We start from the raw sequence: 25,177 nt of genomic DNA on the forward strand, positions 1-25,177 counted from the left end.
TCGATCAGCCGCCGCATGGCAGCGCAAATCAGCGCTTTGGCGGGCGGCCGGGTGCGGGCGGGCTCAGTGCAGATGCCGCGGCGGGCCGTGCTCGTCGCTGTCGGCGTCCGGCAGCTCGGCATGCAGCAGTTCGCCGTCCTGGTTGGGGTACATCGGCGCGCCGCAGTCGGCGCAGTATTCCGCCGGCAGCACGGTGTCGATGTGCACGATGTTCGTAATGCCGGCCTCGCGCAGTGTGGCGTCGATATCGTCCGTCACCTCGGTGGAATCAACCTCCGGGCCGAGCAGCGGCCAGATGCAGCCGTGCAGCACTTCGGTCTCCTTGCCGTTCATGAAGCCGATTCGGTACTCCTCGAAGTCCCGGTCGCTCACACGCGCCACGGCGGCGGTCTGGGCGGGCGGGGCGAGGTCCAGGGTCATGTGCAAGAAGCTCACGCTGGCCCGCACCGAGAATCCGCGGATCTCGCGCTCGGCGCCGCGCGTGCTGTCGAAGAAGGCGCCGGGTGCCACCATTTCGTAGGCGCAGTTGGACAGCATGCCGGCGAGTGCCGCGCCGCCTTGGCGCTTCCAGTGCTCGATGCAGTCCGCGCGCTTGGCCTCGGCCTGCCAGTTGAACAAAGCTGTGCCCGCCGGGGCGGCGATCGCCCCGATCAGAAAGCGCGAGTCCGCGAGGAAGCCCTGCGCCTCGGGCCAGTCGTCCGGGCGCTTGACCGCTTCCTCGCCATTCATCAGCGCCTGCGCACACTTCTTGAGCAGGCGGTAGATGGACACATAACCCTCCGGCATCTGGTCCGGGCTGAACAGGGCTTCCACCAGGGTCAGGCGCACACCGTGCGCCAGGATGTGGGCGGCCAGCTGGTTGCGCACCGCTTCCAGCGTCGGCCGGGCCACCTTGCCCGACGCAATCTGCGCGCGCGACCAGGCCATCAGCGGGCAGACGATCAGCAGCACGTCATGCGGCTGGCCGTCGATGGTGACCTGCATGGATTCGGTGCTGGTTTCCACGGCATCGGCCAGGGCCTCGTAGGCGCCGATCTGGGCCGGGTCTTCGCTACCGAAGAGGAATTCGAGTGAGGCGTGGATGGCGTTGTCGCTGCCGTGCACGAGCTGGCGCTCGATCTCGGCCGTCAGGCGCGCAAACCAGAACTCGTCTTCCAGGCGGCTACCCGCCTGGGCGAGGGATTGGGCCAGCTTGATCAGCGTCTCGGCATTCGAGGAGCGGGGCAGGCGGCTGGTGGTGCGGTTGGGGCGCATGGACATGTAACGCGGGATTCCACAGATGGCGGTTGAAGCTGCTTGCCGCGCGGTGTCAGCACCGCGCCGGCCAGGGCTGCCTATTATCGCTGCTCCATCCGGGCGGCGCGGCAGCAAAGCCGGCGCAGCACCGGATCAAGCATTCAAGCGAGCACTGGAGCTCCATTCATGATCACGAAGTCTGTTCTGCAAGCCGCCGACGTGGCCAAGATCATCGCCGCGGCCGACAAGGAAGCCGCCGCCAACAACTGGGCCGTCACCATCGCCGTGGTGGACGACGGCGGGCACCTGCTGGGTCTGGTGCGCCGGGACGGTGCGCCGCCGATCTCGGCGCACATCGCACCGGCCAAGGCACACACAGCTGCCCTGGGCCGCCGCGAAAGCAAGATCTACGAGGACATCATCAATCAGGGTCGCTACAGCTTCCTGAGCGCGCCCACCATCGAAGGGATGCTCGAAGGCGGCGTGCCCATCATGGTCGATGGTCAGTGCGTGGGTGCGGTGGGCGTGTCCGGCGTCAAGAGCCCGGAAGACGCGCAGATCGCGCGTGCGGGCATCGCGGCGCTGGGCTGAGCACCGCGGGCGAGCAGGCGGCAGCGCCCTGCTCAGCCCGAAAGACGCCGCATCCAGGCGGCGAGTTCGCGAGCATCGCCGTCGCCCTGTTCGGCATGGCGATCCATGGCGGCGAGCACGCCGTCCCGATCCGCCGGCTGGCGGTTCTGCGAGAGCTTGAACTTGCCTTCCACCCGCTGCACGCGCAGCCGAAAGCCGACAATCCCGCCCAGCATGCGCTGCTGGTAGTCCTCGGGCAGGCCCTGCCAGTGCTCGATGTAGCTCGGCTCCATGTGGCCGATCAGGCGCTTGAGCACGGCGTCGCGCGCGGGCAGTTCGTCCACGCGCTCGATCGTGCCGGTCACATGGACAGCGATGTAGTTCCAGGTCGGCACGTTCTTGCGCTCGCTGTACCAGGTGGGTGACACGTAGCTGTGCGCGCCCACGAAGCAGGCCAGGGCAGGGCCGCCGTCAAAGTGCTCGTGATGCGTGTTCGGGCGTGCGATGTGGCCGTCGATCCATGCGCTAGCCGGATCGTGTTCGTCCTGCACCCAGACCATCGGGCAGTGCGTCACCAAGGGCTCGGCGCCGCGGCTGGTGATCAGGGTGCCAAAGGGGTGGGCGGCAATGATCTCCCGGCAGGCCGCAAGGTCGCCGTGGGCAAAGGAAGCAGGGTTGTAGCGCATGGGGCGCATGATGCCCCATGCCGGGTGTTGGGCGAGCTGGCTTGCCCGGATCGACCCGTACAGGCCGGATTCAGCCGCTGACCGCGCCGGCCAGATCCGCCGCGCTGGTGAAGCTGTCGGCGTAGAAGGCGTCTTCGGGCAGGAAGCACTTTGCAGTGAAGTCCCGCTTGGCACTGTCCACCATGATCGGCGCGCCGCAGGCATAGACTTCGTGGCCCGACAGATCGGGCAGGTCAGCCATCACGGCCTGGTGCACAAAGCCGGTGCGGCCGGTCCAGCCGTCTTCGGGCAGGGCATCCGAAACCACCGGCACGTAGTCGATGGCGTAGTCCCGCACCCAGCTCTGCACCAGCGTGTCCATGTAGAGGTCCTTGGGGCGGCGGCCGCCCCAGTACAGGCGCACGGCGCGCTTGGTGTGCAGGTTCTTGAAGAAGATGTGCTCGGCAATCGCCTTGATGGGCGCAAAGCCCGTGCCGCTGGCCAGCAGCACGATCGGCTTGGTGGTGTCCTCGCGCAGGAAGAAGGTGCCCAGCGGCACCTCGATGCGCATGATGTCCTTTTCCTTCACCGGCGGCTCAGCAGCGCCAAAGAGCGCGTCGGTGAACTTGCCGCCGGGCATGTGGCGGATGTGCAGTTCCACCGGGCCTTCGGCATGCGGTGCGTTGGCCATGCTGTAGCTGCGGCGGCTGCCGTCGCGCAGGATGAATTCCAGGTACTGGCCGGCAAAGAACTGCAGCTTCTCGTTGGCCGGCAGCTGCAGCTTGAGTAGGATCACGTCATCACTCAGGCGCTCGATGGCATTGACGCGGCTGGGCATCTTCTTGGGCAGGATGTCGCCCGCCGCGGCCACGACGCGTGCTTCGATCTCCAGATCGCCGTCGGGCTTGGCGCAGCAGAACAACGCGCTCCCGGCGGCCTGCTCGTGCGGGGGTAGAGCGCTTTGCTGGTGTGGGCCATGCGTGACGTGGCCTGCGAGTACCTTGCCCTTGCAGGAGCCGCAGGCGCCGTTCTTGCAGCCATAGGGCAGCACGATGCCGGCGGCCAGTGCGGCCTCAAGTACGCTCTGGCCGGGTTGGCAGGCGAAGGTCTTGTTCGATGGACGGACCGTGACGTTGAAGCTCATGAGAAAAGCGCAGATCGGGTTCTGGGAGGAGCGAGGGGTTCTGGCGGCGCCGCGGCGCAGGCTGAGCGCGCGCCGTGCCTTGCCGCAGGCCTTCAGGCAGGCAAGGCTCTTGATTTTAGGCTGTGGCGATGTGGGTCTTCGCGTCAGCCAGATCATGACCAGTCGGATGGCGGTCACAGGGACCGGCCGGTCTGCGCGCAGTGCCGATGCGCGCCCCCGGGGCCTGCGCTGGGCCGCGCTCGATCTCGACGCCCATCGCGGTGCCCCCCAAGAACGGCGACGCAATGTCGCGGCCCTGGCGCGCTGGTGCATCTACCTGGCCCCGCCACCCAACGAAGGCGAGGGTGATCCGCGCCTGCAGCGCTTTCTTGCGCAATTTGCTGGCACGCGTCTGGCCTATGTCTCCACCAGCGGCGTGTATGGCGATTGCGGCGGCGCCAGGTTTGATGAAACCCGGCCGGTGCGACCGGAGTCTGCGCGCGGCAAGCGGCGTGTTGCAGCCGAGCGCCTGCTGCGCGAGCGGACGCGGCGCGGTGGCCTGGCCTCAAGCATCCTGCGTGCGCCCGGCATCTACGGCGCCAACCGCCTGCCCATCGAGCGTCTGGAGAAGGGCACGCCTGCGCTTCAGGCTGCAGACGACGTGTTCACCAATCACATCCACGCCGACGATCTAGCCCGGCTGTGCATTGCGGCGCTGTTCCGCGCCCGCGGCGGCCGCGTCTTCCACGCCAGCGATGACAGCGAAATGAAGATGGGCGAGTACTTCGACCTCGTGGCCGAAACCTTCGCGCTGCCGCGCGCACCGCGCTTGCCCGTGGCCGAGCTGCGCGCTCAGGTTTCGCCCGCGTTGTGGAGCTTCATGCGCGAGAGCCGGCGCCTGGACAACAGCCGCATCAAGCGCGAGCTGCGCGTGGCGCTGCGCTACCCGACCGTCCAGTCGGGCGTGAGCGCAGCGCATGCAGAGTTTTCAAAAACGGCCACTTATATAGGATAGCGGAATTGAGCTGAAATCCGCTTCTGGTAAGCGGGAAGCTGATTAATGCTTTCCGAGATTACGCCGTTTTCGGTCATGGCTATCCAGCCGTGGCTGGCACGCGGAACACACTGACGGCTTGCGCCAGACCATTTGCCTGGTCCTTCAGGCTGTCCGCCGCCGCAGCGGATTGCTCCACCAGCGCAGCGTTCTGCTGGGTCATCTGGTCCAGGTGGCCCACGGCCTGGTTCACCTGCGTGATGCCGCTGGCCTGTTCGGTAGTGGATGCCGTGATCTCGCCGATCATGTCGGTGACGCGCTGCACGCTGGCCACGATCTCGTTCATGGTGGCGCCGGCTTGCTCGACCAGCTGGCTGCCGGTCTCGACCTTCTCGGCGCTGGCGCCAATCAGGGTCTTGATCTCCTTGGCGGCTTCCGCACTGCGCTGAGCGAGGTTGCGTACCTCACTGGCCACCACGGCAAAGCCGCGGCCCTGTTCGCCGGCACGGGCAGCCTCCACGCTGGCGTTCAGGGCCAGGATGTTGGTCTGGAAGGCGATGCCGTCGATCACGCCGATGATCTCGCTGATCTTCTTGCTGGCGGCGCTGATGTCGCTCATGGTGTTGACCACCTGGCCCACCACCTCACCGCCCTTCTGCGCCACGCCGGACGCGCTGCTTGCCAGCTGACTGGCGGTGCGGGCGGCATCGGCATTCTGGTTCACAGTCTGCGAAAGCTGCGCCAGGGAGCTGGAGGTCTGCTGCAGATTGCTCGCCGTCTGCTCGGTCCGCGAGGACAGGTCCTGGTTGCCCGTTGCGACTTCGGCCGATGCCGTGGTGATGGCATCCGCAGTCGTACGGACCCGTTGCACGATCTCCTGCAAGGCCACGGTCATCTGGTCCATCGCCCGCTGCAGCACGGCGACCTCGTCGTGATGCTGCGTATGTAGTCGTTGGGTCAAGTCTCCGGATGCGATGGCGATTGCGTGCTGGGTGGAGCGTGCCAGGGGGCGAGTGATGGAGCGGATGGTCACAAGCGCCATGCCGATGGCGAACAGCCCTGCCAGCGCCGTGACGACCAGCATGACGGCAACGGCGGTGTGCACCGACTCGGAGATCGAAGTGCGGGTCGCCTTGGTGCCGGCCTCCAGTCGGCCCGACTGATCGCGCAGCCATGCATCGATCGCTCGAATGGGCGCCTTGTGCATGTCCATCAAGGTATTGGCTACGCCCGCATCCTTGACCGCATCAGCCTCGATCTCCTTGAAGACTTCGTTGAAACCCTTTGCGTATTCGTCTAGCGACTTGGCGACGGCCCCGAGCTCAGTGAGTTGCTGCGCGTCGGTTGTGCGCTCCTTCACGCGGCCCAACGCGTCCTTGGCCTTTTGGAGCTCTGCATCCCACCGCTTCTTGTAGTTGGCCAACTCCACCGGGTTGTAGTTGTGGATGTTGATGAAGCTGTCCTTCTCGAAGCGACGCAGGTTGCCGACGGACTGCTGGAAGTCGCCGAGTGCGGAGCGTGCCGCGTAGTCGGAGTCGATGAAGGTCTTGCTGAGGTTGTAGACCTGCCAGATGGATCCTGCGCCGACGGCGCCCATACCGAGCACGGCGGCCAGCGCCAGCGCTGCAAAGATCCAGAGACGGGTGCCGATCGATACACGGCGCACAAAGTTGATCATGATCGTTCCTGATGGAGGAGCGGCGCGATCAGGATGCCGCGCTCACCTTCGCAGCGTAGGAAGGTTTGGAACTGTCAATTTGTTGAAAAGCGATCTTCCTGCGTCCAGTTTCGGCGCCTCCGGGTCGCCATTTCAGCTCGTGAGAAACGCGTGTCCGAAACGCATCGAATGAGGGCTTCAAACCCCGGCGTGTGTCATCGAAATGAAACGTGCGGGTCTCATCGCGGTCGCACGAACAACGCCGCTCTTGCGCTCCCAGACAGACAGGCGCACGTGCATCTTCAGGCGTAAAGCCGCGCCGCGTGAATGCCCAGGCCCGTGGCCACGCTGGCAAATTTCTCGCCGTACACGCTGCGCGCCCGCGTGAATGGCGCGGCAATGGCCTCGGCCAGCACGGCCAGGCCAGTGGAGCCGCCGGTGAAGTAGATGGCGTCCACCGCCTCAGGCGCCAGGCCGGCGCGGCGCACGGTCTCAAGGCCGGTGGCCACCACGCGCTGCACGTCGGATTCGATGCACTGCGCCAGGCGCGCAGCGCTGAAGCGCACCGCCAGCTCGGGCTCGATGAGCGAGAGATCAATGCGGGTCTCGCCACCCGTCGCCACATCGATCTTCGCGCGCTCCGCGAGGCCGATCAGCGCGTGCCCCAGATGCCGATGCAGCACGCGCATGAGCCGTGCGTGGTGCACCGGCTCGGCGTAGAAGCTCTTGAGGCTCGCCACCTCGGCCATGCGCAGCGGCGCGTAGAGCGTGTTGATCAGGTGCCAAGTAGCCAGCTCGAAGTAGGTCTTGCTCGGCACCTCGCGCCCGCCCGGGCCGATGGCCTTGAAGCCCAGTTCGCGGACGATGGCCTCCAGCTCCACGCGGAAATCGAAGTCTGTGCCGGCAATGTGTACGCCGTGATTGGCGAGGATGTCCGCGCTGCGATCCAGCTGGGTGCGCCGCGCGGGCGACAGGCGCACGAGGGAGAAGTCGGACGTACCGCCGCCGATGTCAGCCACCAGTACCAGTTCTTCGCGATCAATGCGGGACTCATGGTCAAAGGCCGCGGCAATCGGCTCGAACTGGAATCCGACCTCTGCAAAGCCCACCGCGCGGGCGGCGCTTTCCAGCGCCTGCTGGGCACGTGCGTCGCGCTGGGCGTCGTCATCCACGAAGTGCACGGGCCGGCCGAGCACCACGCGCGCAAGCGGCGCGCCGGCGTCGCGGTCGGCGCGCTGCTTCAGGTGGCGCAGGTAGTGACTGATGATGTCGATGTAGCGGTAGGCGCGGTCGCCCACGGCCGTGGTGTCTTCCACCAGCGAGGAGCCCAGCACGCTCTTCATCGAGCGCATGAGGCGGCCTTCGTGGCCCTCGATGTAGGCCGCGATCGCCGCGCGGCCGAACTTTGCGCCGTCGCGGTCGCTGCCGCCTTCGCTCGAGCCCAGCTCCGCCTCGTAGAACACGGCGGTGGGCATGGTGTCGTGACCCGGTTCAAGCTGCACGAGGCGAATGCCCGCCCCCGCCGGCAGGGCCACGGCCGAGTTGCTGGTACCGAAGTCGATGGCGCAGAAAGCGGCCGCGGCCGATGAAGACAGGGGGGCCTGGGCTCCGCTGGCGGGAGCCCCTGGTGCGGGAGCGATCATGGTGAGGGTGCGCGCGCTGAGTGCTTGGGGCGGCGCAGACGGTTGGCGCTCGGTCGTGCGTGGCGCACGCCGGCGGTTCTGGTCAGTGGGTCCGTGCTGCGCAGCCCGCGAGGGGGCGCGACTGTAGCACGCAGGAAGGAGTGAAGCGCCCGCGATGCAGATGGCGTGCAGCCTGCACCGCGGTCCGGGCGGTCAGTCAGCCGTGTTGGCTGGCTGCGGCGTGTCTTCAATCCGCCATTCATGGGCGCAGTGCTTGCAGCGCACGCGCACGGCATGTTCGCCCTCGGCCTCCAGCACGGTAAGGCGCCCGTAGGTTTCGCACGTGGGGCAGGAGGCCTGGCCGCTGACGAACTCTGCCGTGATCAGGCTGCGCCGGTACTCCCGCAGACACTGCAGGCCGAACCAGCCGCCCAGGGCCGCAAAGGCAAAGCCAATCAGCTGATCAGACAGCGCAGCATGCTGCCGGCTCTCCTCGATCCAGGCGGCGAGTGCCACCACACACAGCAGGCCAGTAACCATGAAGCCGTGGCTGATGATCAGTTGCCGCTCGTACCAGGAGCGAAAGCCGCGCGCCTTGAGCGACTGCGCAAAGCGCGAGACCTGGTGTGCAGCGGGGTGGGGCTGGGGGTCTGGGGTACGGGTGTCCATGCGTCGCTCCACGGAGGCCGAGCCCGCCGTGGCATGGACCCCCTCCCTGGGGACCACCCGGCGGATACGGGTTAACCCTAGTCCAAGTTGATCCGATGCGCCAGCAAATGTCTGTGTGTTTTGGGCGAGCTGGCCAGTGCCGGACTGTGCAGGCCTGAACCTATGCGGCGACCGCGGAGCTGCCAGTTGCATTCAATGCGCTCGCCTGGTGCGTCCCAGCCCGCCCGAGGTGTGCGGTTCACCGGCTCGCGCAGGCACCGCAGCCTGTCCCTGATGCCGTAGGCATCGGCTCCCCCGCGTCAAACGTCAAACAAATCGTTCTAATACTGCTCCTGCACTGTCTGAGCCGGTTCGCCGACCCGCTGCCCACTGAAAGCCCGCCCATGCTGTTTGCCTGCGACTCGATCGTCACCGAAAGCGCCTCCAAGCAGATCGAGGAGCAACTGCGCCGCGCGATCCAGGAAGGCCGCCTGCGTGCCGACCAGCAGCTGCCCACCGAGGCCGAGCTGGCCGAGCGCTTCGGCGTTTCGCGCCCCACCATCCGCGAGGCGCTCAAGCGCCTGGCCGCGCAAAACCTCATCCGCTCCAAGCGCGGGCCGGCCGGCGGCAACTTCGTAAACTGCCCGACCTTGCACGAGGCGGGCATGAACCTCATTACGCCCGCGCTGCTGCTCACCAGCACCGGCGCGTTTGATGCCGCCGCCATCTGTGAAGCACGCAGCCTCATCGAGCTCAACCTGCTCGCCCTGAGCATCCAGCGCCGCAGTGACGATGACCTGACCGAGCTGCAGGCCGCGCTCGACGCGCTCAGCCAGCCTGACACAGACGCCGCCGCCTTCAGCGCGGCCGAACTGCGGTTTCACCGCACCCTGGTGCGCGCCGCTGGCAACAAGGTCATCGAATACTTCAGCTATGCCCTGCTCGAAGGGCTGCAGCCGGCGGGTACGTGCTTGAACCACACGCCCGAAGCGCGCAGCCAGCTCGCCGCGCAGCATGCAGCCCTGCTGGCCGCGCTGCACGCACGCGACCTGCCCGCTGCCCAACAGGCCTTCGAGACCTACACACAGTTCCGCCGCGCCCTGCATGAGGCGGCCATGGCGCAAGACACGGATGGGGACACCAGCGCAGGGCAGGCCGGTGCGGCCAACGCGCTGCCTGCTTGAAACGCAGCCTGCCGCCTATACTTGAAGCCTCTCTGGGGGCGACCTGGTTTCGACGTGGGTTGCAAAGCAGAGTGGGGCACGCCGAGGTTCTGGACCCTCGTTAAACATCAGAAACGCAATAAACGCCAACGACTCTACGTTTGACGTAAAACTGGCCGCCTAATCGCGGCTAGCGCTGCACCGGTGGGTCTGAACGCCGGGCGGGGCAACCCGCAGCAGTGTCACCTAACCAGAATCGGCCTCGCTCGGGTCACTTGAGCGCGGCTTAAATCCAAGGTGACTGGTCTGCCGCCGGCCCGCTTGTGGGCAATGCGGCAGATGAGATCCAAATGCACAAGCTAAGCGTGTAGAACTGCCTGTAGAGTGCTTGCGGACGCGGGTTCGATTCCCGCCGCCTCCACCAAACCAAAGCAAAGGGCCCCAACTGGGGCCCTTTGCTTTGGTTTGCCGAGTCTGTACGGGAATCGAACTCGCGTCCGGGACGGACGTCGGGGGTCCGGCGGGGTTTCGGCGAGCACTGCTCGCCGCCGCCGGACCGGGTTGCGCTTGCAAGCGCAACCGCGCCCTGCAAGGGCGATTCCCGCCTCTGCACATAGAGTGTTGTCGCGTACTCTGAAGCGCCAGCCCGCTAGTCCAGCGCAAAAATGGGGCACACAGTTCCCAAATGGGGTAACCGCACTGCGCATTCCCCCAAATCGGAGTACGTGCTTCCGTGCCCGCCAGGGACCAAGCCCTCAACCAAGCCGCCCACCTCATCAACCAAGCCGACGCGCTGGTCATCGCCGCCGGCGCCGGCATGGGTGTGGACTCCGGCCTGCCGGACTTTCGTGGCACGCAAGGGTTCTGGCGCGCCTATCCCGCGCTCGAACGAGCCGGCCTGCACTTTGAAGACATCGCCTGCCCGGACACCTTCCGCACGGACCCCGCGCTGGCCTGGGGCTTCTATGGCCACCGGCTGCAGCTGTATCGCGCCACGCGGCCGCATGCCGGCTTTGAGATCCTGCGGCGCTGGGCTGCGGGCAAGCCCTTCGGCGTACGGGTGTACACCTCCAACGTGGACGGCGCCTTCCAGCGCGCGGGCTTTGCAGACACCGAGGTGGAGGAGTGCCACGGGTCCATCCACCATATGCAGTGCCTGGATGCCTGCACCGCAGCCATCTGGCCCGCCGATGACTTTGTGCCCGAGGTGGACACCACCGCCTGCCGCCTGCTGAACGCGCCGCCGCGCTGCCCGCATTGCGGTGCGCTGGCGCGGCCCAATGTGCTGATGTTTGGTGACCCCGACTGGGTGCCTGACCGCAGCGTGCAGCAGAGCCGCCGCACCGCGGCCTGGCTGGCGCAGGTGCAGCGGCCGGTGGTCGTTGAGATTGGCGCGGGGACAGCGATTCCGTCGGTGCGCATGTTCACCGAGCGCCTGCGCTGGCAGCACGGCGCGCGGCTGGTGCGCATCAATCTGCGCGAGCCTGCGGTGAAGGACGCGGCGGATGTGGGCCTGGGGCTGGGCGCCCTGGAGGCGCTGAACGCCTTGGCCACACAGGTTACAACGCTGGATGGCTGAAATTGGCGTAAGCGTTCATCTGAAAATGAACGAAAACGGCAGCTTTCGTTGATCGATCATGCCGAGTCCCGCACCAGCCATGCGGCAATCCGGCTGGTGCCGTTTTGATGATTCTTGGCTGAAAATGATTGAATCAGATGGCTGAAACTGCAGCCGTTTCAGGTCTGTACGCTCAGCGCTTCGTCCTGCTCGCTGCCTTCGGGCACGCGGTACCAGCGCTCATGCGGTGAGCGCTTCTGGCAGGCGGGGCATTGCGTCCAGGGCCACTGCAGGCCGCAGCCGGGGCAGGTGCCGCGCGTCCAGAAGGTGTGGAACGATGTTCCACAGCGCGGCAGGCAGCTCCAGCGGTCCAGTGGGGTGGGGCGGTAGTCGCATTCCGGGCAGGCGATGATCTGGCGCTTCTCGCCTGTGTGGTGGGCGGGCGGCGTGCTCACGGCTCACCGTCCCAGTAGTCCAGCTTGGAGTCCGCACGGTGCACGGCCGCAAAGCGCTGCTTGCCCGGCTCGGCGCGGGTGAAGGCGTAGTGCTTGCCGGAGTCCGGGTATTCGCAGATCTCCGGGTATTCGCGCGTGGAGAGCGAGAGGTACTTCAGCGGCGCGTCCGAGGTGTTGAGGATGTGGTGCGGATACTCCGGCCCAGCCGGGATCGTGATGACATCGCCGGCCGCAATCGGCAGCAGCTCGCCGGCCACACGCAGCGTGCCTGTGCCCTCGAGGATGATGAACATCTCTTCCTGGTGATGGTGCAGGTGATAGGGGCAGGCCTGCTTGCCCGGTGCCACGATGCTCAGGCTGCAGCCCAGCTTGCGTGCGGCGGTGCCATCGGTCAGGCAGGCGAACTGCTCCGAGTAGCGCGGCGCACGTTCAAAGGGTTCTGTTTGGGCCGTGTTGAAGTTGCGGATCAGCTTGGCGCGCAGCTCGTCTGCAAGGCTCATGGGCATGGGCTCCTTGGGGCGGGGAGGGCGGAAGGCCGGGGGCAGGTTGCAGCCGGGGCAGACGGATCGCGGCTGGGATACAATGCGCGCTTTCCGGAGTGATGACCGAGAGGCCGAAGGTGCTCCCCTGCTAAGGGAGTATGCGCCCAAAAGCGCATCGAGGGTTCGAATCCCTCTCACTCCGCCAGTACCAAAGCAAAGGGCCCCAAACGGGGCCCTTTGCTTTGGTACTGGCGGTGCCGCAGGGTGACGGCTTCCCCCTCTGATCCCCCCTCCGGGAGGGGGAAGCGGTTCTCGTCGTTCGAGAGGGATTCGAAAGGAGCGGCTTGCAGGCCGCTCCGGGGCCCAGGAGCCGGACACGCAGTGCCGGCGAGGTGGCCGAATTCGGGCTGGCTGCTTGCAAACAAATGGGGCTGCTCGATGAGCAGCCCCATTTGTTTGCAACGCCGCGAGCGCAAAGCGCTCGCTCGTCGTCCGATCCAAGAATCTAGCGAGCGCCCAAAACGCTTACCCCTGCTCCAGCTCAAACGCCTTGTGCAGCGCCCGAACCGCCAGCTCCATGTACTTGTCCTCGATGACCACGCTGGTCTTGATCTCGCTGGTGGAGATCATCTGGATGTTGATGCCTTCCTCGGACAGGCTGCGGAACATGGTGCTGGCCACGCCTACATGGCTCTTCATGCCGATGCCGACGATCGAGACCTTGGCCACCTTGGTGTCGCCGGTGACCTCCTTGGCGTTCAGGCGGCTCTTCACGCCGGCGATCACGTCCATGGCCTTGGCGTACTCGTTGCGGCTCACGGTGAAGGAGAAGTCGGTGAAGCCGTTGGTGGACGTGTTCTGGATGATCACGTCCACGTCGATGTTGGCGTCCGCAATCGGCCCGAGGATCTGATAGGCGATGCCCGGCTTGTCGGGCACGCCCACGAGGGTGATCTTGGCTTCGTCGCGCGAGAACGCGATTCCGGAAACAACGGCCTGTTCCATTTGTTCGTCTTCCTCGAAAGTGATGAGCGTGCCGGAGATGGCTTCGTCCGACAGGGGCATGTGCGGGTCGGTCAGGCTGGAGAGCACGCGGGTCTTGACGCGGTACTTGCCGGCGAACTCCACGCTGCGGATCTGCAGCACCTTGGAGCCCAGGCTGGCCATCTCCAGCATTTCTTCAAAGGTGATCTTGGTGAGGCGGCGCGCCTCGGGCACCACGCGCGGGTCGGTGGTGTAGACGCCGTCCACGTCGGTGTAGATCAGGCATTCCTCGGCCTTGAGCGCGGCGGCTACAGCCACGGCGCTGGTGTCCGAGCCGCCACGGCCGAGCGTGGTGATCTGGCCGTCGTCGGTCACGCCCTGGAAGCCAGCAACGATGACGACATAGCCGTCATCGAGGTCCTTGCGGATCTTCTTGTCGTCGATGCTGGTGATGCGCGCCTTGGTGAAGGCGTCGTCGCTCATGATGGGCACCTGCCAGCCGCAATAGCTCTTGGCCTTGATGCCGCGGGCCTTCAGGGCCATGGCCAGCAAGCCGACGGACACCTGCTCGCCGGTGGCCGCAATGACATCCAGCTCGCGTGGATCGGGCTGGGGCATGAGCTCCTTGGCCAGGCCGATCAGGCGGTTGGTTTCGCCGGACATGGCGCTGGGCACGACCACGAGCTGGTGGCCGGCCTCGTACCACTTGGCAACACGTGCGGCCACGTTCTTGATGCGCTCGATCGAGCCCATCGACGTGCCGCCGTACTTGTGAACAATCAGGGACATGGGACGTTGGTTCTTCGTTGCGCGCAGCCTGGCCCTGACAGCGGACCGACGGATGCGCGGGTGTGTGCCTGCAATGACAACGATGACAGCAACGAGGAGGCGACAGACTTCTGGGGTGCGCAGCCTTGGGGGCCAGCGTTGCGGTCTTGTGCGGCGCGCCCGCTCGATCGTCGTGGTCGCACCGTGTCGGAGTCAGGCACTGCGCCGGGGTAGGCACGCGACGCTTGGCAAGCGCGGCGGGCAACGGCAATCAGGCGCGACGTCCCTCTCTCGAAGCCGCGAGTTTATCCGAGCAGGCCGCAGCGCCTGGCTCACCACCCACGAGAGCGCACAAGGGGGCTGCCAGCAATGCGCGAGGCAGGTCATGACGCGTGTGGAGCGCAGGGCGGTTTGGCGGGCCTCAGGGATTCTCGCTACAATGCAACGCTTTCGGGGTGTAGCGCAGTCTGGTAGCGCACCTGCTTTGGGAGCAGGGGGTCGTGAGTTCGAATCCCACCACCCCGACCAGATTGCGAGGCAGTACGCACCTGCAGTCTTCACTGAAACGGATTCTGCCCGTAGCTCAACCGGATAGAGCACCGGCCTTCTAAGCCGGGGGTTAGGGGTTCGAGTCCCTTCGGGCAGGCCAGTCCTGTCGAGGTCAGTGCAGCGGCAAGGCGGCCCTCCGAGGCAAGTTTTCTACGGTGGCTTTAGCTCAGTTGGTAGAGCATCGGATTGTGATTCCGAGGGTCGGCGGTTCGAGCCCGCTAAGCCACCCCAAACACGAACGGGATTCAGGTCTGCACCTGAATCCCGTTTTTGCATTCCACCGAGCGATCTTCATGTCCAAGGCCTTCACCAAAGAGACCGATGCCGACGACGAGGATGTCGAAGCCGGCGCGCCCGCGATCCCGCCGGGCAGCAAGAACTACATCACGCCGGCAGGCCATCAGCGCCTGAAGGACGAGTTGCTGCACCTGCTCGATGTCGAGCGCCCGGAAGTGGTAAAGGTGGTGAGCTGGGCCGCCAGCAACGGCGACCGCTCCGAGAATGGCGACTACCTCTACGGCAAGAAGCGCCTGCGCGAGATCGACCGCCGCATCCGCTTTCTGGGCAAGCGCCTGGACATTGCCGAGGTGGTCGATCCGGCGCGCCAGCCCAACCGCGACCAGGTGTTCTTCGGCGCCCAGGTGCTGATCGCCCGGGCCGACGGCACGGAGCAGACCGTGCGCATCGTCGGCATTGATGAGGTCGATCCGGCCCGGGGCGACGTGAGCTGGATCTCGCCGATCGCCCGCGCCCTGCTCAAGGCCCGCGAAGGCGACACCGTGCATGTCCAGACGCCGGCCGGCAAGGAGCCAGTGGACGTGCTGGAAATCCACTATCCGACCTGATTGGCGTAGGCAGCGCCCAAGACCGCGGCGTGAGATGCACTATCGAAAATGCGGTGCCCAAACAGCCCAGGATCCGCTTACTGCAAGCGGAAACCAGCAGATTTCTATTAACAAGGATCGATTGAAAATAGGCGCGTTACGCGCAAACAAATCAATCAATTGTTGAAAATGGCGCGCCGGCCTTGAAGGCGCATGCGCCCGGGGGCGAGCGCTACTCGGTGCTCTGCTCGCCTGCGCGGTGGCGCTGCACGCGCAGCACTGCCTGGATGCGCCGCAGCGAGCGGAAGACCTGCGCCAGGTGCGGCCGGCTTTCCACCTCGATCACGAGGTCCATCGTCGAGCTCTTGCCCGGCTCCTCCTCGTTGTTCACGCGCAGGATGTTGGCCGAGTTCTCGGCAATCGCGGAGGCCACCTTGGCCAGCACGCCCTTGCCCTCGTGCACATGGATCTTCACCCGCGCCGGGAAACTGCGCTCCGGGTTCTCGGCCCAGGCCACGTCGATCCAGCGTTCCGGGTCGCGCTGACGCTGGCGCTGCGCTACCTGACAGTCAGCCGAATGCACCAGCAGGCCGTGTCCCTTGCCCAGCACGGCCATGATGCCGTCGCCGGGGATCGGCATGCAGCAGGCCGCAAACTGCACGGCTGCGCCCTCCGCGCCGGAGATCGTGAGCTGCGTGCCGGGGATGCCGGCCTCCTCGTTGCCCTCGATGCCACGCAGCAGCAGCGCCACCACGGCAGCGGGCAGGCGCTTGCCCTGGCCGACCTCGGCATAGAGATCCTTCGGGACCTTGTTGCCGGTGTCCGACAAGGTGCGCTGCCAGGCCTCGGCCGTGAGCTGCGCTGGTGCGACGCCGAGTGAATTTAGCGTCTGATTCACCAGCCGCTCGCCCAGCGCCGCCGCTTCGTCGCGGTTGGCGCTCTTCAGGGCGTGGCGGATTTCGGAGCGGGCGCGGCCGGTGCGCACGAAGGTCAGCCACGCGGGGTTGGGGCGCGAGCCTTCGCTGGTGGTGATCTCGACCACGTCGCCGCTGCGCAGTTCGAACCGCAGCGGCGCATCCTCGCCATTGATGCGTGCGCCAATCGCCGTGTTGCCGATCGCGGTGTGCACGGCGTAGGCAAGATCCAGCGCTGTGGCACCGCGGGGCAGGGCGACGATCTTGCCCATGGGCGTGAACACGTAGACCGAGTCCGGGAAGAGGTCGATCTTGACGTTCTCGATGAACTCGGAGGAATCCCCGGTCTGGGACTGGATGTCGAGCAGGGACTGCATCCATGCCATGGTCTGGCGCTGCACCTCGGAGAGGTCGCCGCCGCTGGTCTTGTACAGCCAGTGCGCCGCCACGCCGGACTCGGCGATGCGGTGCATGTCGCGTGTGCGGATCTGGAACTCCAGCGGCGTGCCGTAGGGCCCGCGCACCGTGGTGTGCAGGGACTGATAGCCATTGAGCTTGGGGATGGCGATGTAGTCCTTGAACTTGGCAGGCACCGGCTTGTAGAGCGCGTGGATCGCACCGAGAGCCAGGTAGCACTGCGCGTCGTTCTCCACCACCACGCGAAAGCCGTAGATGTCCAGCACCTGCGAGAAGCTCAGATGCTTGCTGACCATCTTGCGGTAGATGCCGTAGAGCGTCTTCTCGCGGCCATGCACCTCGACCGGCAGACCGGACTTCTTCAGCGCTTCCTCGACAGATGTGAGCACCTTGCCGACCAGTTCGCGCCGGTTGCGCCGGTTCGCCGCAACGGCCTTCTCCAGCACGTCGTGCCGCATCGGGAACATGTTCGCAAACGACATGTCCTGCAGCTCGCGATAGACCTGATTCAGGCCCAGGCGGTGGGCGATGGGCGCGTAGATATCCATCGTCTCATGCGCGATGCGGCGCCGCTTCTCGCCCGCCATGGCGCCCAGCGTGCGCATGTTGTGCAGGCGATCGGCCAGCTTGACGAGGATCACGCGGATATCGCGCGACATGGCCAGCAGCATCTTTCGGAAGCTCTCGGCCTGCTGCTGCTCGCGGGTGGTGAATTCGAGCCGGTCCAGCTTGGACAGGCCATCGACGAGATCGGCCACCGTGGCGCCGAACTTCTCAGTGATGAGTGCCCGGTCCACCTCGGTGTCTTCCAGCACGTCATGCAGCAGCGCAGCCTGCAGCGCCTGCACGTCCAGCCGCCAGCCGGCGCAGATACGCGCCACGGCAATCGGGTGGGTGATGTAGGGCTCGCCGCTGGCCCGCACTTGACCCAGATGGCCGGAATCCGACACCTTGAAGGCTTCGAAGACGGCCTTCACGTCGCGCGGCGGCAGGTAGGCCTTCAGCTCCTCGGCGAGCTGGGCAAAGCTGATCGCAGCTTCGCTGGCTGGCTTGGCAAAGGACGCCTCGACCTTGCCGGCGGCAGGCGCGACTTCAGCCCCGGCGCTCTTGCGAAAGCGCGGGCCGAACAGGGAGCGAACGGTTTCAAGCATGTGCCACTGACTTGTAGCACAGCGCCTCGAGCGCAGGCTGCGCGTGCTCAAGCTGCGAGCAGCCGAACAGCGATGATGGAGTCGAGGAAGAGGGGGCCTTGCAGGCCGGGAAGTGCTTGAGGCTCGTTCCGGGCTTGAGCAGCCCGCCCCGTTCCCGGCCGGTCATGCGGTACGCCTTAGATGGGCACCTTCTTGAGCATCTCGATGCCGGTCTTGCCCGCTGCAATCTCTCGCAGCGCGGACACCGTGGGCTTGTCCTTGGTCTCGATCTTCGGGGTGTGGCCCTGAGCGAGCTGGCGGGCGCGATAGGTGGCGGCCAGGGTCAGTTGGAAGCGGTTGGGGATCTGCTCGAGGCAGTCTTCAACGGTGATGCGGGCCATGGATGTCTCGAAAAAGGGCTTTGAACTGCGCGGACAGGAAGGACAGCGATCAATCCGCGAGCGTCTGGGAGCCGCCGACCCCCAGCTGCGCGAACGTGGAGGCGTAGCGCGCAGCCTGCACCGAAAAGCGGTGGCGGGTGGCGTTCACGATCGCTTCAAGTGCCCTCAAAGCGTCGCTAAACTCTTGATTAATAATAACATATTCGAATTCCGGGGCGTGCGCCATCTCGCTGCCGGCGGCCAGCAGGCGGCGTGCAATCACTGCGGCGGAGTCCTGCCCGCGAGCGTGCAGCCGGGCTTCCAGCGCCTCGATGCTTGGCGGCAGGATGAACACGCCCACGGCATGCGGAAACTGCTTGCGCACCTGCCGCGCGCCCTGCCAGTCGATCTCCAGCAGCACATCCTCGCCAGCGGCCGTCTGCTCGGCGATCCAACGCTTTGAGGTGCCGTAGTAGTTGCCGTGCACCTCTGCGCTTTCCAGAAAGTCGTGCGCCGCCTGCATCTTCTGGAACGTCGGCACGTCCACAAAGTGGTACTCGCGCCCGTTCTGCTCACCGGGCCGCGGAGCCCGAGTGGTGTGCGAGACAGACAAGCGCACATGCGGGTCCTTGGCTAGCAGCGCATTGACCAATGAGGACTTGCCGGCACCCGAAGGCGCCACGACCATGAAAACGGAACCTTTGCCTGCCATGTGATTTCCTGCGCAGCGCCTTGCCGGCTTATTCGATGTTCTGTACCTGCTCGCGAAGCTGCTCGATCAGGACCTTCAGGTCAATGGAGGCCTGCGAGAAGCGCTCGGAAACCATTTTGGAGCCGAGGGTGTTTGCCTCTCGGTGCATCTCCTGAATGAGGAAGTCCAGGCGCTTGCCGGCTTCCTTCCCGGAGGCGAGCAGCCGGTCCACCTCGTTGCAGTGCGATTGCAGGCGGTCCAGTTCTTCGGCGACGTCGATCCGCATGCCGATCATCACCACTTCCTGGCGAATCCGCTCACGCGCTTCGTCCGCCGTGATGGCTGCGCCACTGCGGCCAGCGACCAGCCCCAGCGCCGCTTCCATGCGTTCGGTGATTTTGGCCTGGGTCTGCTCCAGCACAGCGGGCAGCTCGGTCTTCAGCGTAGCGGCGATCGTTCGCATCTGTCCGACGCGATCGGCCATCGTCGCAGCCAAGGCGGCGCCCTCGCGTTCGCGCGCGGCGATCAGCGCTGCCACCGCGCGCTGCGCCGCGTCCAGCAGGGCAGGGCGCAGTGCTTCAGCATCGAAGTTCTCAGTCGCGCGCACGCCTGGCCAGCCCAGCACGTCGCCCAGGCCGGGATCGCGCAGGTTCGGCACGGCAGCGCGGGCCTGATTCCATACCGCGGCAAAGCGCTGCATGGCGGTGTTGTCCAGCTGATCGGTGCCCGTTGTCTGCTCGCGCTTCAGGTTGACTCGAAGTTCCACTTTTCCGCGCGCGAGGCGCGACTGCACCAGTTCGCGCAATGCCGACTCCAGGGAGCGAACGTCTTCCGGAGCCTTGATGGTGAGATCCAGAAAGCGGCTGTTGACGCTGCGGATCTCGATCCCCAGGCGCCAGCCCTGATGCTCCTGATCCGCGTGGCCATAGCCGGTCATGCTGCGCACGGAGCGTGCGCGATCTTGTGTGCTCATCCGGCAATTTTAGGCAACCCGTCGAGGTCGGAAACCGTGCGTTCGATGTGACAAGACTTAAGAGTTCCCGCGTGCTACCGAAGGAAAAGTGCTCAACTGTCTACATTCAGCGCTTACACTCCGCCCCTGTCGATCGTCCGGTCCGCTCGCGCGCACCCGCCTGCCCAACGTATGTCCAGCAAAAGCAAAAACGCCCCCCTACCCGAAGGCATGGAGATTGCCGGGTATCGCGTGGTGAAGAAGTTGTCTTCGGGCGGCTTCAGCTTTGTGTATCTTGCTTACGACGAGGACAACAACCCGGTCGCCATCAAGGAATACCTGCCGGCGAGTCTGGCCAAGCGCGACGAAGGTCAGTTGATTCCGGAGATCAAGGCCGAGCATCAGGCCACCTTCCGGCTCGGTCTGCGTTGCTTCTTCGAGGAAGGCCGGGTACTGGCTCGCATCTACCACCCCAACGTGGTGCGGGTGGTGAATTTCTTCCGAGCCCATGAGACCGTCTACATGGTCATGGCTTATGAGTCGGGTCGCTCGCTGCAGGAAATCATCCTGAAGTACCGCGACAAGGGCGAAAAGGAAATTCTGTCGGAAGCGTTCATCCGAAGCACCTTCATGCAGGTCATGAATGGTCTTCGCGAGGTGCATGCCAACAAGCTGCTGCACCTGGACCTGAAGCCGGCCAACATCTATCTGCGGCGCGACGGCTCGCCGATCATCCTGGACTTCGGCGCGGCACGCACGACGTTGAATGCGGACTCCTCGCGCCTGTTTCCGATGTACACGCCGGGCTTCGCCGCGCCGGAGATGTACCAGAAGGGTGGACAGCTGGGCCCCTGGACGGATGTATATGCCTTGGGAGCCTGCATGTTCTCGTGCATGGCTGGCCTGCCGCCTCAGGCCGCCGACGTCCGCAAGGGCAACGATCGCATGGAAGCCGCCTACAAGTCCCTGCGTGGCATATACAGCGACGAGCTGATCGAAGTGACGCGCTGGTGTCTGGACATGGATCTGTCCAAGCGGCCACAGAGTGTCTTTGCGCTGCAGAAGGCGTTGACCGAGCGCGTCACGGAGGACGTCAGGCCGCCGCTGTTTGCGCGGATCATGAGTTCGGTGCGTCACGTGCTGAACCGCCGCCAGCGCAGCGCGGAGCAGGTGGTCAATCCCAAGCACCAGCAAGCCACTGCGCTGCTCTGGGGCAACAAGAAGAGCAAGATCGCGCGCTCGGGCAACACACCGGCACAGGTGGGGGGCCAGGAACCCGCCGCGACCGAGCAGAAGACCTTGGACAAGGTCTGAGGCCTGGCACGCATGCGCTTTTCGGTCTTTCAGGATTCGCGCCGTGGTGGCCGCCAGGTCAACCAGGACCGCATGGCATACCAGTTCACGAAGGAAGCGTTGCTGCTGGTGGTGTGCGATGGCATGGGGGGGCATTTCGGCGGTGAGGTCGCAGCACAGCTCGCCGTTGAGGTGATCACCTCGCGGTTTGCCGCAGAAGCGCTGCCGTTTCTGAGAAATCCCTCGGCGTTCCTGGAGGACGCGTTCGTCGACGCACACAACGCGATTGGCGAGCGCACGATCGCGCAGCGGTTTCCGGAGTCCCCGCGCACGACCGCCGTAGCCTGCGTGATCCAGCATGGCACGGCGTTCTGGGCCCATGCAGGTGACTCGCGCTTGTACGTATTCCGCAAGGGGCGTCAATTGCTGCGCACGCGGGACCACTCCAAGTATGAGTTGCTGCAGGCGCAGGGTGTGGCCATGGGCATGGATGCCGCGCACCACCCGGATCGCAACAAGCTGTTCAATTGTCTGGGTTCACCGCAGACGCCGCTTGTCGAACATGGCACGCCGACGGTCCTCAAGAATGGTGACCGTCTGCTGCTGTGCTCAGACGGGGTCTGGTCCAACCTGCACGACGACGAGATGGCGCGGATGCTGGGCCATGATGACGTGGCCAAGTCCGTTCCCGTGCTGCTTGATCAGGCCGTGATCGAAGGTGGGAGCAGCTGCGACAACGCCACCGCGCTGGCCGTGCATTGGGCTGGCATGGGGGCGTCCCCGGATTTCGAAGGTGCTTCTACACGGACGGGGGGCTATGAGACCACCGCCCAGATTCTTCCAGCGAGTCCCATGACTGCGGCGATCAGCGAGGCTGAGATCGATGCAGCCGTGGATGAAATCCGCGCTGCCATCCAGCGCACCGAAAAGCCGGCGCCGCCCAAGCCGCGCCGCTAGCACCTCGCTGTCGGCCCCCGTCCCCCCCTGGGCACCCGGCACCGTAGTGCATTGACGAGTCCTAACTTCTCATCTGAGTTTTCATGACCCAATCCATCGTCCGCCGAGACGGCCGTGCCCTTGATGCGCTGCGTCCGATCAGCCTGAAACGCCACTTCACGCGCCACGCAGAGGGCTCGGTGCTGGTGTCCTTCGGTGACACTCAGGTTCTTGTGACCGCGAGCGTCGAGGAGCGAGTCCCGCCGCACAAGAAAGGCAGCGGCGAAGGCTGGGTGACTGCGGAGTACGGCATGCTGCCGCGCTCTACGCATACGCGCAGCGACCGCGAAGCCGCAAAGGGCAAACAGAGCGGCCGTACCCAGGAGATCCAGCGACTGATCGGGCGCAGCATGCGGGCCGTGGTCGACCTGAAAGCCTTGGGGGAACGCACCATCCAGCTCGACTGTGACGTATTGCAGGCAGATGGCGGGACCCGTACAGCCGCAATTACCGGCGCGTGGGTGGCCGTAGCTGATGCCGTTGCGTGGTTGCAGGCGCAGGGCAGGATCGCGGCATCGCCGTTAATCGGCCAAGTCGCGGCTATCTCCGTGGGCATGGTGGACGGTGCGCCGCGCCTCGACCTGGAGTACGAGGAAGACAGCGGCTGCGATGCCGACATGAATGTCGTCATGACGGCTGACCGGCGCCTGATTGAAGTTCAGGGCACAGCAGAAGGTGCGCCGTTCTCGCGCGGTGACCTCGATGCATTGCTGGACCTCGCCACTCAAGGTTGTGAGAACCTGTTTGCCTTGCAAAAGGCCGCACTGGCGAAATGAGCACGACCCGTGATCTCGTGCTGGCCTCGGGCAACGCGGGCAAGCTGCGCGAGCTTGAGGCGCTGCTTGCGCCACTCGGATACCGCGTGCGCTCGCAGGCGGAGTTCGCCGTTTCTGAAGCCGCAGAACCGCATGGGACCTTCATTGAGAATGCGCTGGCCAAGGCGCGCTGGGCGGCGCAGCACACCGGCTTACCGGCCCTTGCGGACGACTCCGGCATCGTCGTGCCGAGCCTCGGTGGGGCACCCGGTGTGAGGTCGGCCCGGTATGCGGCGACGTCGCCTGACGCGCGTCCTGCGGACGCGGCGAACAACGCACTGCTGCTCGAGTCGCTTGCGCGGCAAACGGATCGTCGTGCCATGTTCGTTTGCGTGCTTGCGCTGGTACGCGGTGCAGACGATCCGCTGCCTCTGATCGCGCAAGGGGTCTGGGCTGGGCAGGTGCTTACCGCGCCTCGTGGATCGGGCGGCTTTGGCTACGACCCGCTGTTTCAGCCAGATGGCATGAGTTGCAGTGCCGCTGAGCTCAGTGCGCAAGACAAGAACCGCATGAGTCACCGTGGCCTGGCCATGCGCACGCTGCGCGAGCAGCTGACCGCAACGCCCTGGACGCTGTGAGGACCATCGCAATCCATCGCGCGCAGCCCGGGCGGGGGGGCGAGCAGAATCCACGCTTCGAGGCGCTGCCGCCGCTCTCGCTTTATGTGCACTTGCCTTGGTGCGTGCGCAAGTGCCCCTACTGCGACTTCAACTCCCATGAGGCGAATGGTGAGCTGCCCGAGGCGCAGTATGTGCAGGCGCTGCTGCGCGATCTCGAGCACGCGCTTCCACTGATCTGGGGCCGCCCGGTGCACAGCATCTTCATCGGCGGTGGAACGCCAAGCTTGTTCTCGGCGCAGGCGATTGATGAGCTGCTCGCCGGCATCCGCGCGCGGGTCCGGCTCGATGCAGACGCCGAGATCACGATGGAAGCCAACCCCGGCACGGTGGAATCCGAGCGTTTCCGCGGTTACGCGGAAGCTGGCGTGAATCGGATCTCCGTGGGCGTGCAGACCTTTGATGATGCAGCGCTCAAGGCGCTGGGCCGCATCCACGCATCCGGCGATGCCGTGCGCGCCGCCGAGTTGGCAGCGCGGCATGTTGGCAACTTCAACCTGGATCTGATGTACGCGCTGCCGGGGCAGACCGTCGATCTTGCATTGCGCGACATCGAGCAAGCGCTGGCGCTCGAGCCCACGCACCTGTCGGCCTACCAACTGACGCTCGAGCCGAACACGCTGTTTCATCGGTACCCGCCGGCGCTGCCCGACGAAGACGCCCAGATCGATATTGAGGAAGCCGTGCATGCATGTCTGGCACAGGCCGGCTACCAGCGCTACGAGACCTCAGCTTTTGCTCTGCCGGGCAGGCAGTGTCGACACAACTTGAACTATTGGCGCTTCGGCGACTACGTGGGCATCGGCGCAGGCGCGCACGGCAAGATTTCGCTGCCGGACAAGGTCTTGCGCCAGATTCGCTACAAGCAGCCCAAGGCCTATCTGTCTGCGGTCGAGCAGGGCCAGCCCGTACAGGAGGAGCGAGAGGTGCCCCTGTCGGATATGCCCTTCGAGTTCATGCTGAACGCGCTGCGGCTGACCGACGGCTTCGAGCTTTCAAGCTATGCGGAGCGTACCGGTGACTCGATGGCTTCGATCCTGGACGCCCTGGATGCCGCACAAGCCAAGGGGCTGATCGAGCGGGACCATCGATGGGCCCGGCCAACGGATCTTGGGCGCCGCTTCCTCAACGACCTGCAGGCGATGTTCCTGAAGTCCGTCTAGCCGAGCCAGTTCACAAGTACTGGCCCGGCGACCACACCCCAGGTCGCCGCAGCCAGGAGCAGGGAAAGAAACACCGCGGCGCTGCCCATGTCCTTGGCGCGGCCAGCCAGTGGATGGATCTCGGGACTCGCCTTGTCCACCACCGCCTCGATTGCCGAGTTGAGCAGTTCCACGATCAGCACCAGCAGAAGCACGGCGATGAGGGCCAGTTTGGAGAGCGCACTGACCGGCAGCAGCAGAGCCACGGGGGCGAGCACCGCGACAAGTATCAGCTCCTGTCGAAACGCGTGCTCATGCTTCAGCGCGGCTCGAAACCCGTAGAAGGAATAGATCGCCGCCTTGCTGATGCGGGCGAGCCCACTGCGGCTTTTCAAGTCGGCGCCGGTCTGAGGCTTGGGTTCGGCGGGTCTTTGGTTCATCAACCTGTCATCCCGTGCATGCTCGGATGCACGATGTTGGTGCGCGCACCGAAGTGGTGCTGCTTTGATTTGGTGCAGCTTTCCATTGCGTT

At 65.4% G+C, this 25,177-nt stretch carries 24 protein-coding genes, 4 tRNA genes and 1 other RNA gene; 15 read left to right on the top strand and 14 right to left on the bottom strand.

The features are described 5' to 3' along the window. Positions 1-63: 63 nt before the first annotated feature. Complete coding sequence (locus ACMDW7_RS06540) at positions 64-1,260, bottom strand: DUF2863 family protein (RefSeq protein WP_377302201.1); 1,197 nt, start codon at positions 1,258-1,260, stop codon at positions 64-66. 162 nt (positions 1,261-1,422) lie between these two features. On the opposite strand from ACMDW7_RS06540, the gene ACMDW7_RS06545 reads away from it, so the two are divergent. Beyond that, positions 1,423-1,827 carry a GlcG/HbpS family heme-binding protein gene (locus ACMDW7_RS06545; protein ID WP_377302199.1) on the top strand — a complete coding sequence of 135 codons (405 nt, stop codon included), beginning with the start codon at positions 1,423-1,425 and terminating at the stop codon, positions 1,825-1,827. Positions 1,828-1,859: 32 nt separating this feature from the next. Here the strand turns inward: ACMDW7_RS06545 and ACMDW7_RS06550 are convergent, their stop codons facing one another. Continuing rightward, positions 1,860-2,492: an FMN-binding negative transcriptional regulator gene (locus tag ACMDW7_RS06550; protein WP_414859629.1), complete on the bottom strand. Its 633-nt coding sequence runs from the start codon at positions 2,490-2,492 to the stop codon at positions 1,860-1,862. Positions 2,493-2,562: 70 nt separating this feature from the next. Further along, the gene (locus tag ACMDW7_RS06555) at positions 2,563-3,615 is read right to left on the bottom strand and encodes a CDP-6-deoxy-delta-3,4-glucoseen reductase (RefSeq protein WP_377302195.1); all 1,053 of its coding nucleotides are present in this window, start codon (positions 3,613-3,615) and stop codon (positions 2,563-2,565) included. 154 nt (positions 3,616-3,769) lie between these two features. Between ACMDW7_RS06555 and ACMDW7_RS06560 the strand changes: the two genes are divergently transcribed. Then, complete coding sequence (locus ACMDW7_RS06560; protein ID WP_377302193.1) at positions 3,770-4,609, top strand: sugar nucleotide-binding protein; 840 nt, start codon at positions 3,770-3,772, stop codon at positions 4,607-4,609. Positions 4,610-4,688: 79 nt separating this feature from the next. Here ACMDW7_RS06560 and ACMDW7_RS06565 read toward each other — a convergent pair whose 3' ends face one another. The 3 genes from ACMDW7_RS06565 to ACMDW7_RS06575 all read right to left on the bottom strand — a co-directional run bounded on the left by ACMDW7_RS06565 (position 4,689) and on the right by ACMDW7_RS06575 (position 8,536). Continuing rightward, positions 4,689-6,266 carry a methyl-accepting chemotaxis protein gene (locus ACMDW7_RS06565; RefSeq protein WP_377302191.1) on the bottom strand — a complete coding sequence of 526 codons (1,578 nt, stop codon included), beginning with the start codon at positions 6,264-6,266 and terminating at the stop codon, positions 4,689-4,691. A 281-nt stretch (positions 6,267-6,547) separates the two neighbouring features. Next, positions 6,548-7,888 carry an Hsp70 family protein gene (locus ACMDW7_RS06570; RefSeq protein WP_377302189.1) on the bottom strand — a complete coding sequence of 447 codons (1,341 nt, stop codon included), beginning with the start codon at positions 7,886-7,888 and terminating at the stop codon, positions 6,548-6,550. Positions 7,889-8,080: 192 nt separating this feature from the next. Next, entirely contained in the window at positions 8,081-8,536 is a 456-nt protein-coding gene (locus ACMDW7_RS06575; protein WP_377302187.1) for a hypothetical protein, read from the bottom strand. Positions 8,537-8,919: 383 nt separating this feature from the next. Here ACMDW7_RS06575 and ACMDW7_RS06580 point away from each other — a divergent pair, with 383 nt between their 5' ends. From ACMDW7_RS06580 to ACMDW7_RS06590, 3 genes are all read left to right on the top strand, one after another. Continuing rightward, positions 8,920-9,699 (top strand): FadR/GntR family transcriptional regulator, encoded by a 780-nt coding sequence (locus ACMDW7_RS06580; RefSeq protein ID WP_377302185.1) that lies wholly within the window; start codon positions 8,920-8,922, stop codon positions 9,697-9,699. A 34-nt stretch (positions 9,700-9,733) separates the two neighbouring features. After that, positions 9,734-10,102: a transfer-messenger RNA gene (gene ssrA / locus ACMDW7_RS06585) on the top strand. 309 nt (positions 10,103-10,411) lie between these two features. Then, positions 10,412-11,257 carry an SIR2 family NAD-dependent protein deacylase gene (locus ACMDW7_RS06590; protein WP_377302183.1) on the top strand — a complete coding sequence of 282 codons (846 nt, stop codon included), beginning with the start codon at positions 10,412-10,414 and terminating at the stop codon, positions 11,255-11,257. Between the two features lie 158 nt (positions 11,258-11,415). Here ACMDW7_RS06590 and ACMDW7_RS06595 read toward each other — a convergent pair whose 3' ends face one another. Together ACMDW7_RS06595 and ACMDW7_RS06600 are read right to left on the bottom strand one after the other, a co-directional pair. Further along, complete coding sequence (locus ACMDW7_RS06595; RefSeq protein ID WP_377302181.1) at positions 11,416-11,691, bottom strand: hypothetical protein; 276 nt, start codon at positions 11,689-11,691, stop codon at positions 11,416-11,418. Continuing rightward, entirely contained in the window at positions 11,688-12,191 is a 504-nt protein-coding gene (locus ACMDW7_RS06600) for a cupin domain-containing protein (RefSeq protein ID WP_377302179.1), read from the bottom strand. The genes ACMDW7_RS06595 and ACMDW7_RS06600 overlap by 4 nt, the downstream gene beginning before the upstream one ends. 95 nt (positions 12,192-12,286) lie before the next feature. Between ACMDW7_RS06600 and ACMDW7_RS06605 the strand changes: the two genes are divergently transcribed. After that, positions 12,287-12,378: transfer RNA gene (locus ACMDW7_RS06605), tRNA-Ser, on the top strand. A gap of 320 nt (positions 12,379-12,698) precedes the next feature. Here ACMDW7_RS06605 and ACMDW7_RS06610 read toward each other — a convergent pair. After that, a complete protein-coding gene (locus tag ACMDW7_RS06610) occupies positions 12,699-13,946 on the bottom strand; it encodes an aspartate kinase (RefSeq protein WP_377302177.1) in 1,248 nt (415 codons plus the stop codon). A 430-nt stretch (positions 13,947-14,376) separates the two neighbouring features. On the opposite strand from ACMDW7_RS06610, the gene ACMDW7_RS06615 reads away from it, so the two are divergent. The 4 genes from ACMDW7_RS06615 to greB all read left to right on the top strand — a co-directional run bounded on the left by ACMDW7_RS06615 (position 14,377) and on the right by greB (position 15,319). Continuing rightward, positions 14,377-14,453, top strand: a tRNA-Pro gene (locus ACMDW7_RS06615). 44 nt (positions 14,454-14,497) lie between these two features. Beyond that, positions 14,498-14,574, top strand: a tRNA-Arg gene (locus ACMDW7_RS06620). 55 nt (positions 14,575-14,629) lie between these two features. After that, positions 14,630-14,705: transfer RNA gene (locus ACMDW7_RS06625), tRNA-His, on the top strand. Between the two features lie 62 nt (positions 14,706-14,767). Beyond that, the gene (gene greB / locus ACMDW7_RS06630; protein WP_377302175.1) at positions 14,768-15,319 is read left to right on the top strand and encodes a transcription elongation factor GreB; all 552 of its coding nucleotides are present in this window, start codon (positions 14,768-14,770) and stop codon (positions 15,317-15,319) included. Between the two features lie 211 nt (positions 15,320-15,530). Here the strand turns inward: greB and ACMDW7_RS06635 are convergent, their stop codons facing one another. The 4 genes from ACMDW7_RS06635 to ACMDW7_RS06650 all read right to left on the bottom strand — a co-directional run bounded on the left by ACMDW7_RS06635 (position 15,531) and on the right by ACMDW7_RS06650 (position 19,803). Next, entirely contained in the window at positions 15,531-17,780 is a 2,250-nt protein-coding gene (locus ACMDW7_RS06635) for a RelA/SpoT family protein (RefSeq protein ID WP_377302173.1), read from the bottom strand. Between the two features lie 176 nt (positions 17,781-17,956). Beyond that, the gene (rpoZ, locus tag ACMDW7_RS06640; RefSeq protein WP_054123989.1) at positions 17,957-18,160 is read right to left on the bottom strand and encodes a DNA-directed RNA polymerase subunit omega; all 204 of its coding nucleotides are present in this window, start codon (positions 18,158-18,160) and stop codon (positions 17,957-17,959) included. Between the two features lie 49 nt (positions 18,161-18,209). Further along, positions 18,210-18,851: a guanylate kinase gene (gene gmk, locus ACMDW7_RS06645; protein ID WP_377302171.1), complete on the bottom strand. Its 642-nt coding sequence runs from the start codon at positions 18,849-18,851 to the stop codon at positions 18,210-18,212. Positions 18,852-18,879: 28 nt separating this feature from the next. Then, entirely contained in the window at positions 18,880-19,803 is a 924-nt protein-coding gene (locus tag ACMDW7_RS06650; protein WP_377302169.1) for a YicC/YloC family endoribonuclease, read from the bottom strand. Positions 19,804-19,974: 171 nt separating this feature from the next. Between ACMDW7_RS06650 and ACMDW7_RS06655 the strand changes: the two genes are divergently transcribed. The 5 genes from ACMDW7_RS06655 to hemW all read left to right on the top strand — a co-directional run bounded on the left by ACMDW7_RS06655 (position 19,975) and on the right by hemW (position 24,666). Further along, positions 19,975-21,096 (top strand): serine/threonine protein kinase, encoded by a 1,122-nt coding sequence (locus ACMDW7_RS06655; protein WP_377302167.1) that lies wholly within the window; start codon positions 19,975-19,977, stop codon positions 21,094-21,096. 12 nt (positions 21,097-21,108) lie between these two features. Beyond that, complete coding sequence (locus ACMDW7_RS06660) at positions 21,109-22,032, top strand: PP2C family protein-serine/threonine phosphatase (protein WP_377302165.1); 924 nt, start codon at positions 21,109-21,111, stop codon at positions 22,030-22,032. Positions 22,033-22,115: 83 nt separating this feature from the next. Then, on the top strand, positions 22,116-22,847 hold the full coding sequence (gene rph / locus ACMDW7_RS06665; protein WP_377302163.1) for a ribonuclease PH: 732 nt from the start codon (positions 22,116-22,118) through the stop codon (positions 22,845-22,847). After that, entirely contained in the window at positions 22,844-23,464 is a 621-nt protein-coding gene (gene rdgB, locus ACMDW7_RS06670) for an RdgB/HAM1 family non-canonical purine NTP pyrophosphatase (RefSeq protein WP_377302161.1), read from the top strand. The genes rph and rdgB overlap by 4 nt, the downstream gene beginning before the upstream one ends. A gap of 5 nt (positions 23,465-23,469) precedes the next feature. Beyond that, positions 23,470-24,666, top strand: coding sequence for a radical SAM family heme chaperone HemW (gene hemW, locus ACMDW7_RS06675; RefSeq protein WP_377302582.1), 1,197 nt, complete (start codon positions 23,470-23,472; stop codon positions 24,664-24,666). Here hemW and ACMDW7_RS06680 read toward each other — a convergent pair. Further along, positions 24,663-25,085 (bottom strand): diacylglycerol kinase, encoded by a 423-nt coding sequence (locus ACMDW7_RS06680; protein ID WP_377302159.1) that lies wholly within the window; start codon positions 25,083-25,085, stop codon positions 24,663-24,665. The two genes, hemW and ACMDW7_RS06680, sit on opposite strands and share 4 nt — an antisense overlap. Positions 25,086-25,177: the final 92 nt, after the last annotated feature.

This window comes from Piscinibacterium candidicorallinum (assembly GCF_047549485.1).
Taxonomy (GTDB): domain Bacteria; phylum Pseudomonadota; class Gammaproteobacteria; order Burkholderiales; family Burkholderiaceae_C; genus Piscinibacterium; species Piscinibacterium candidicorallinum.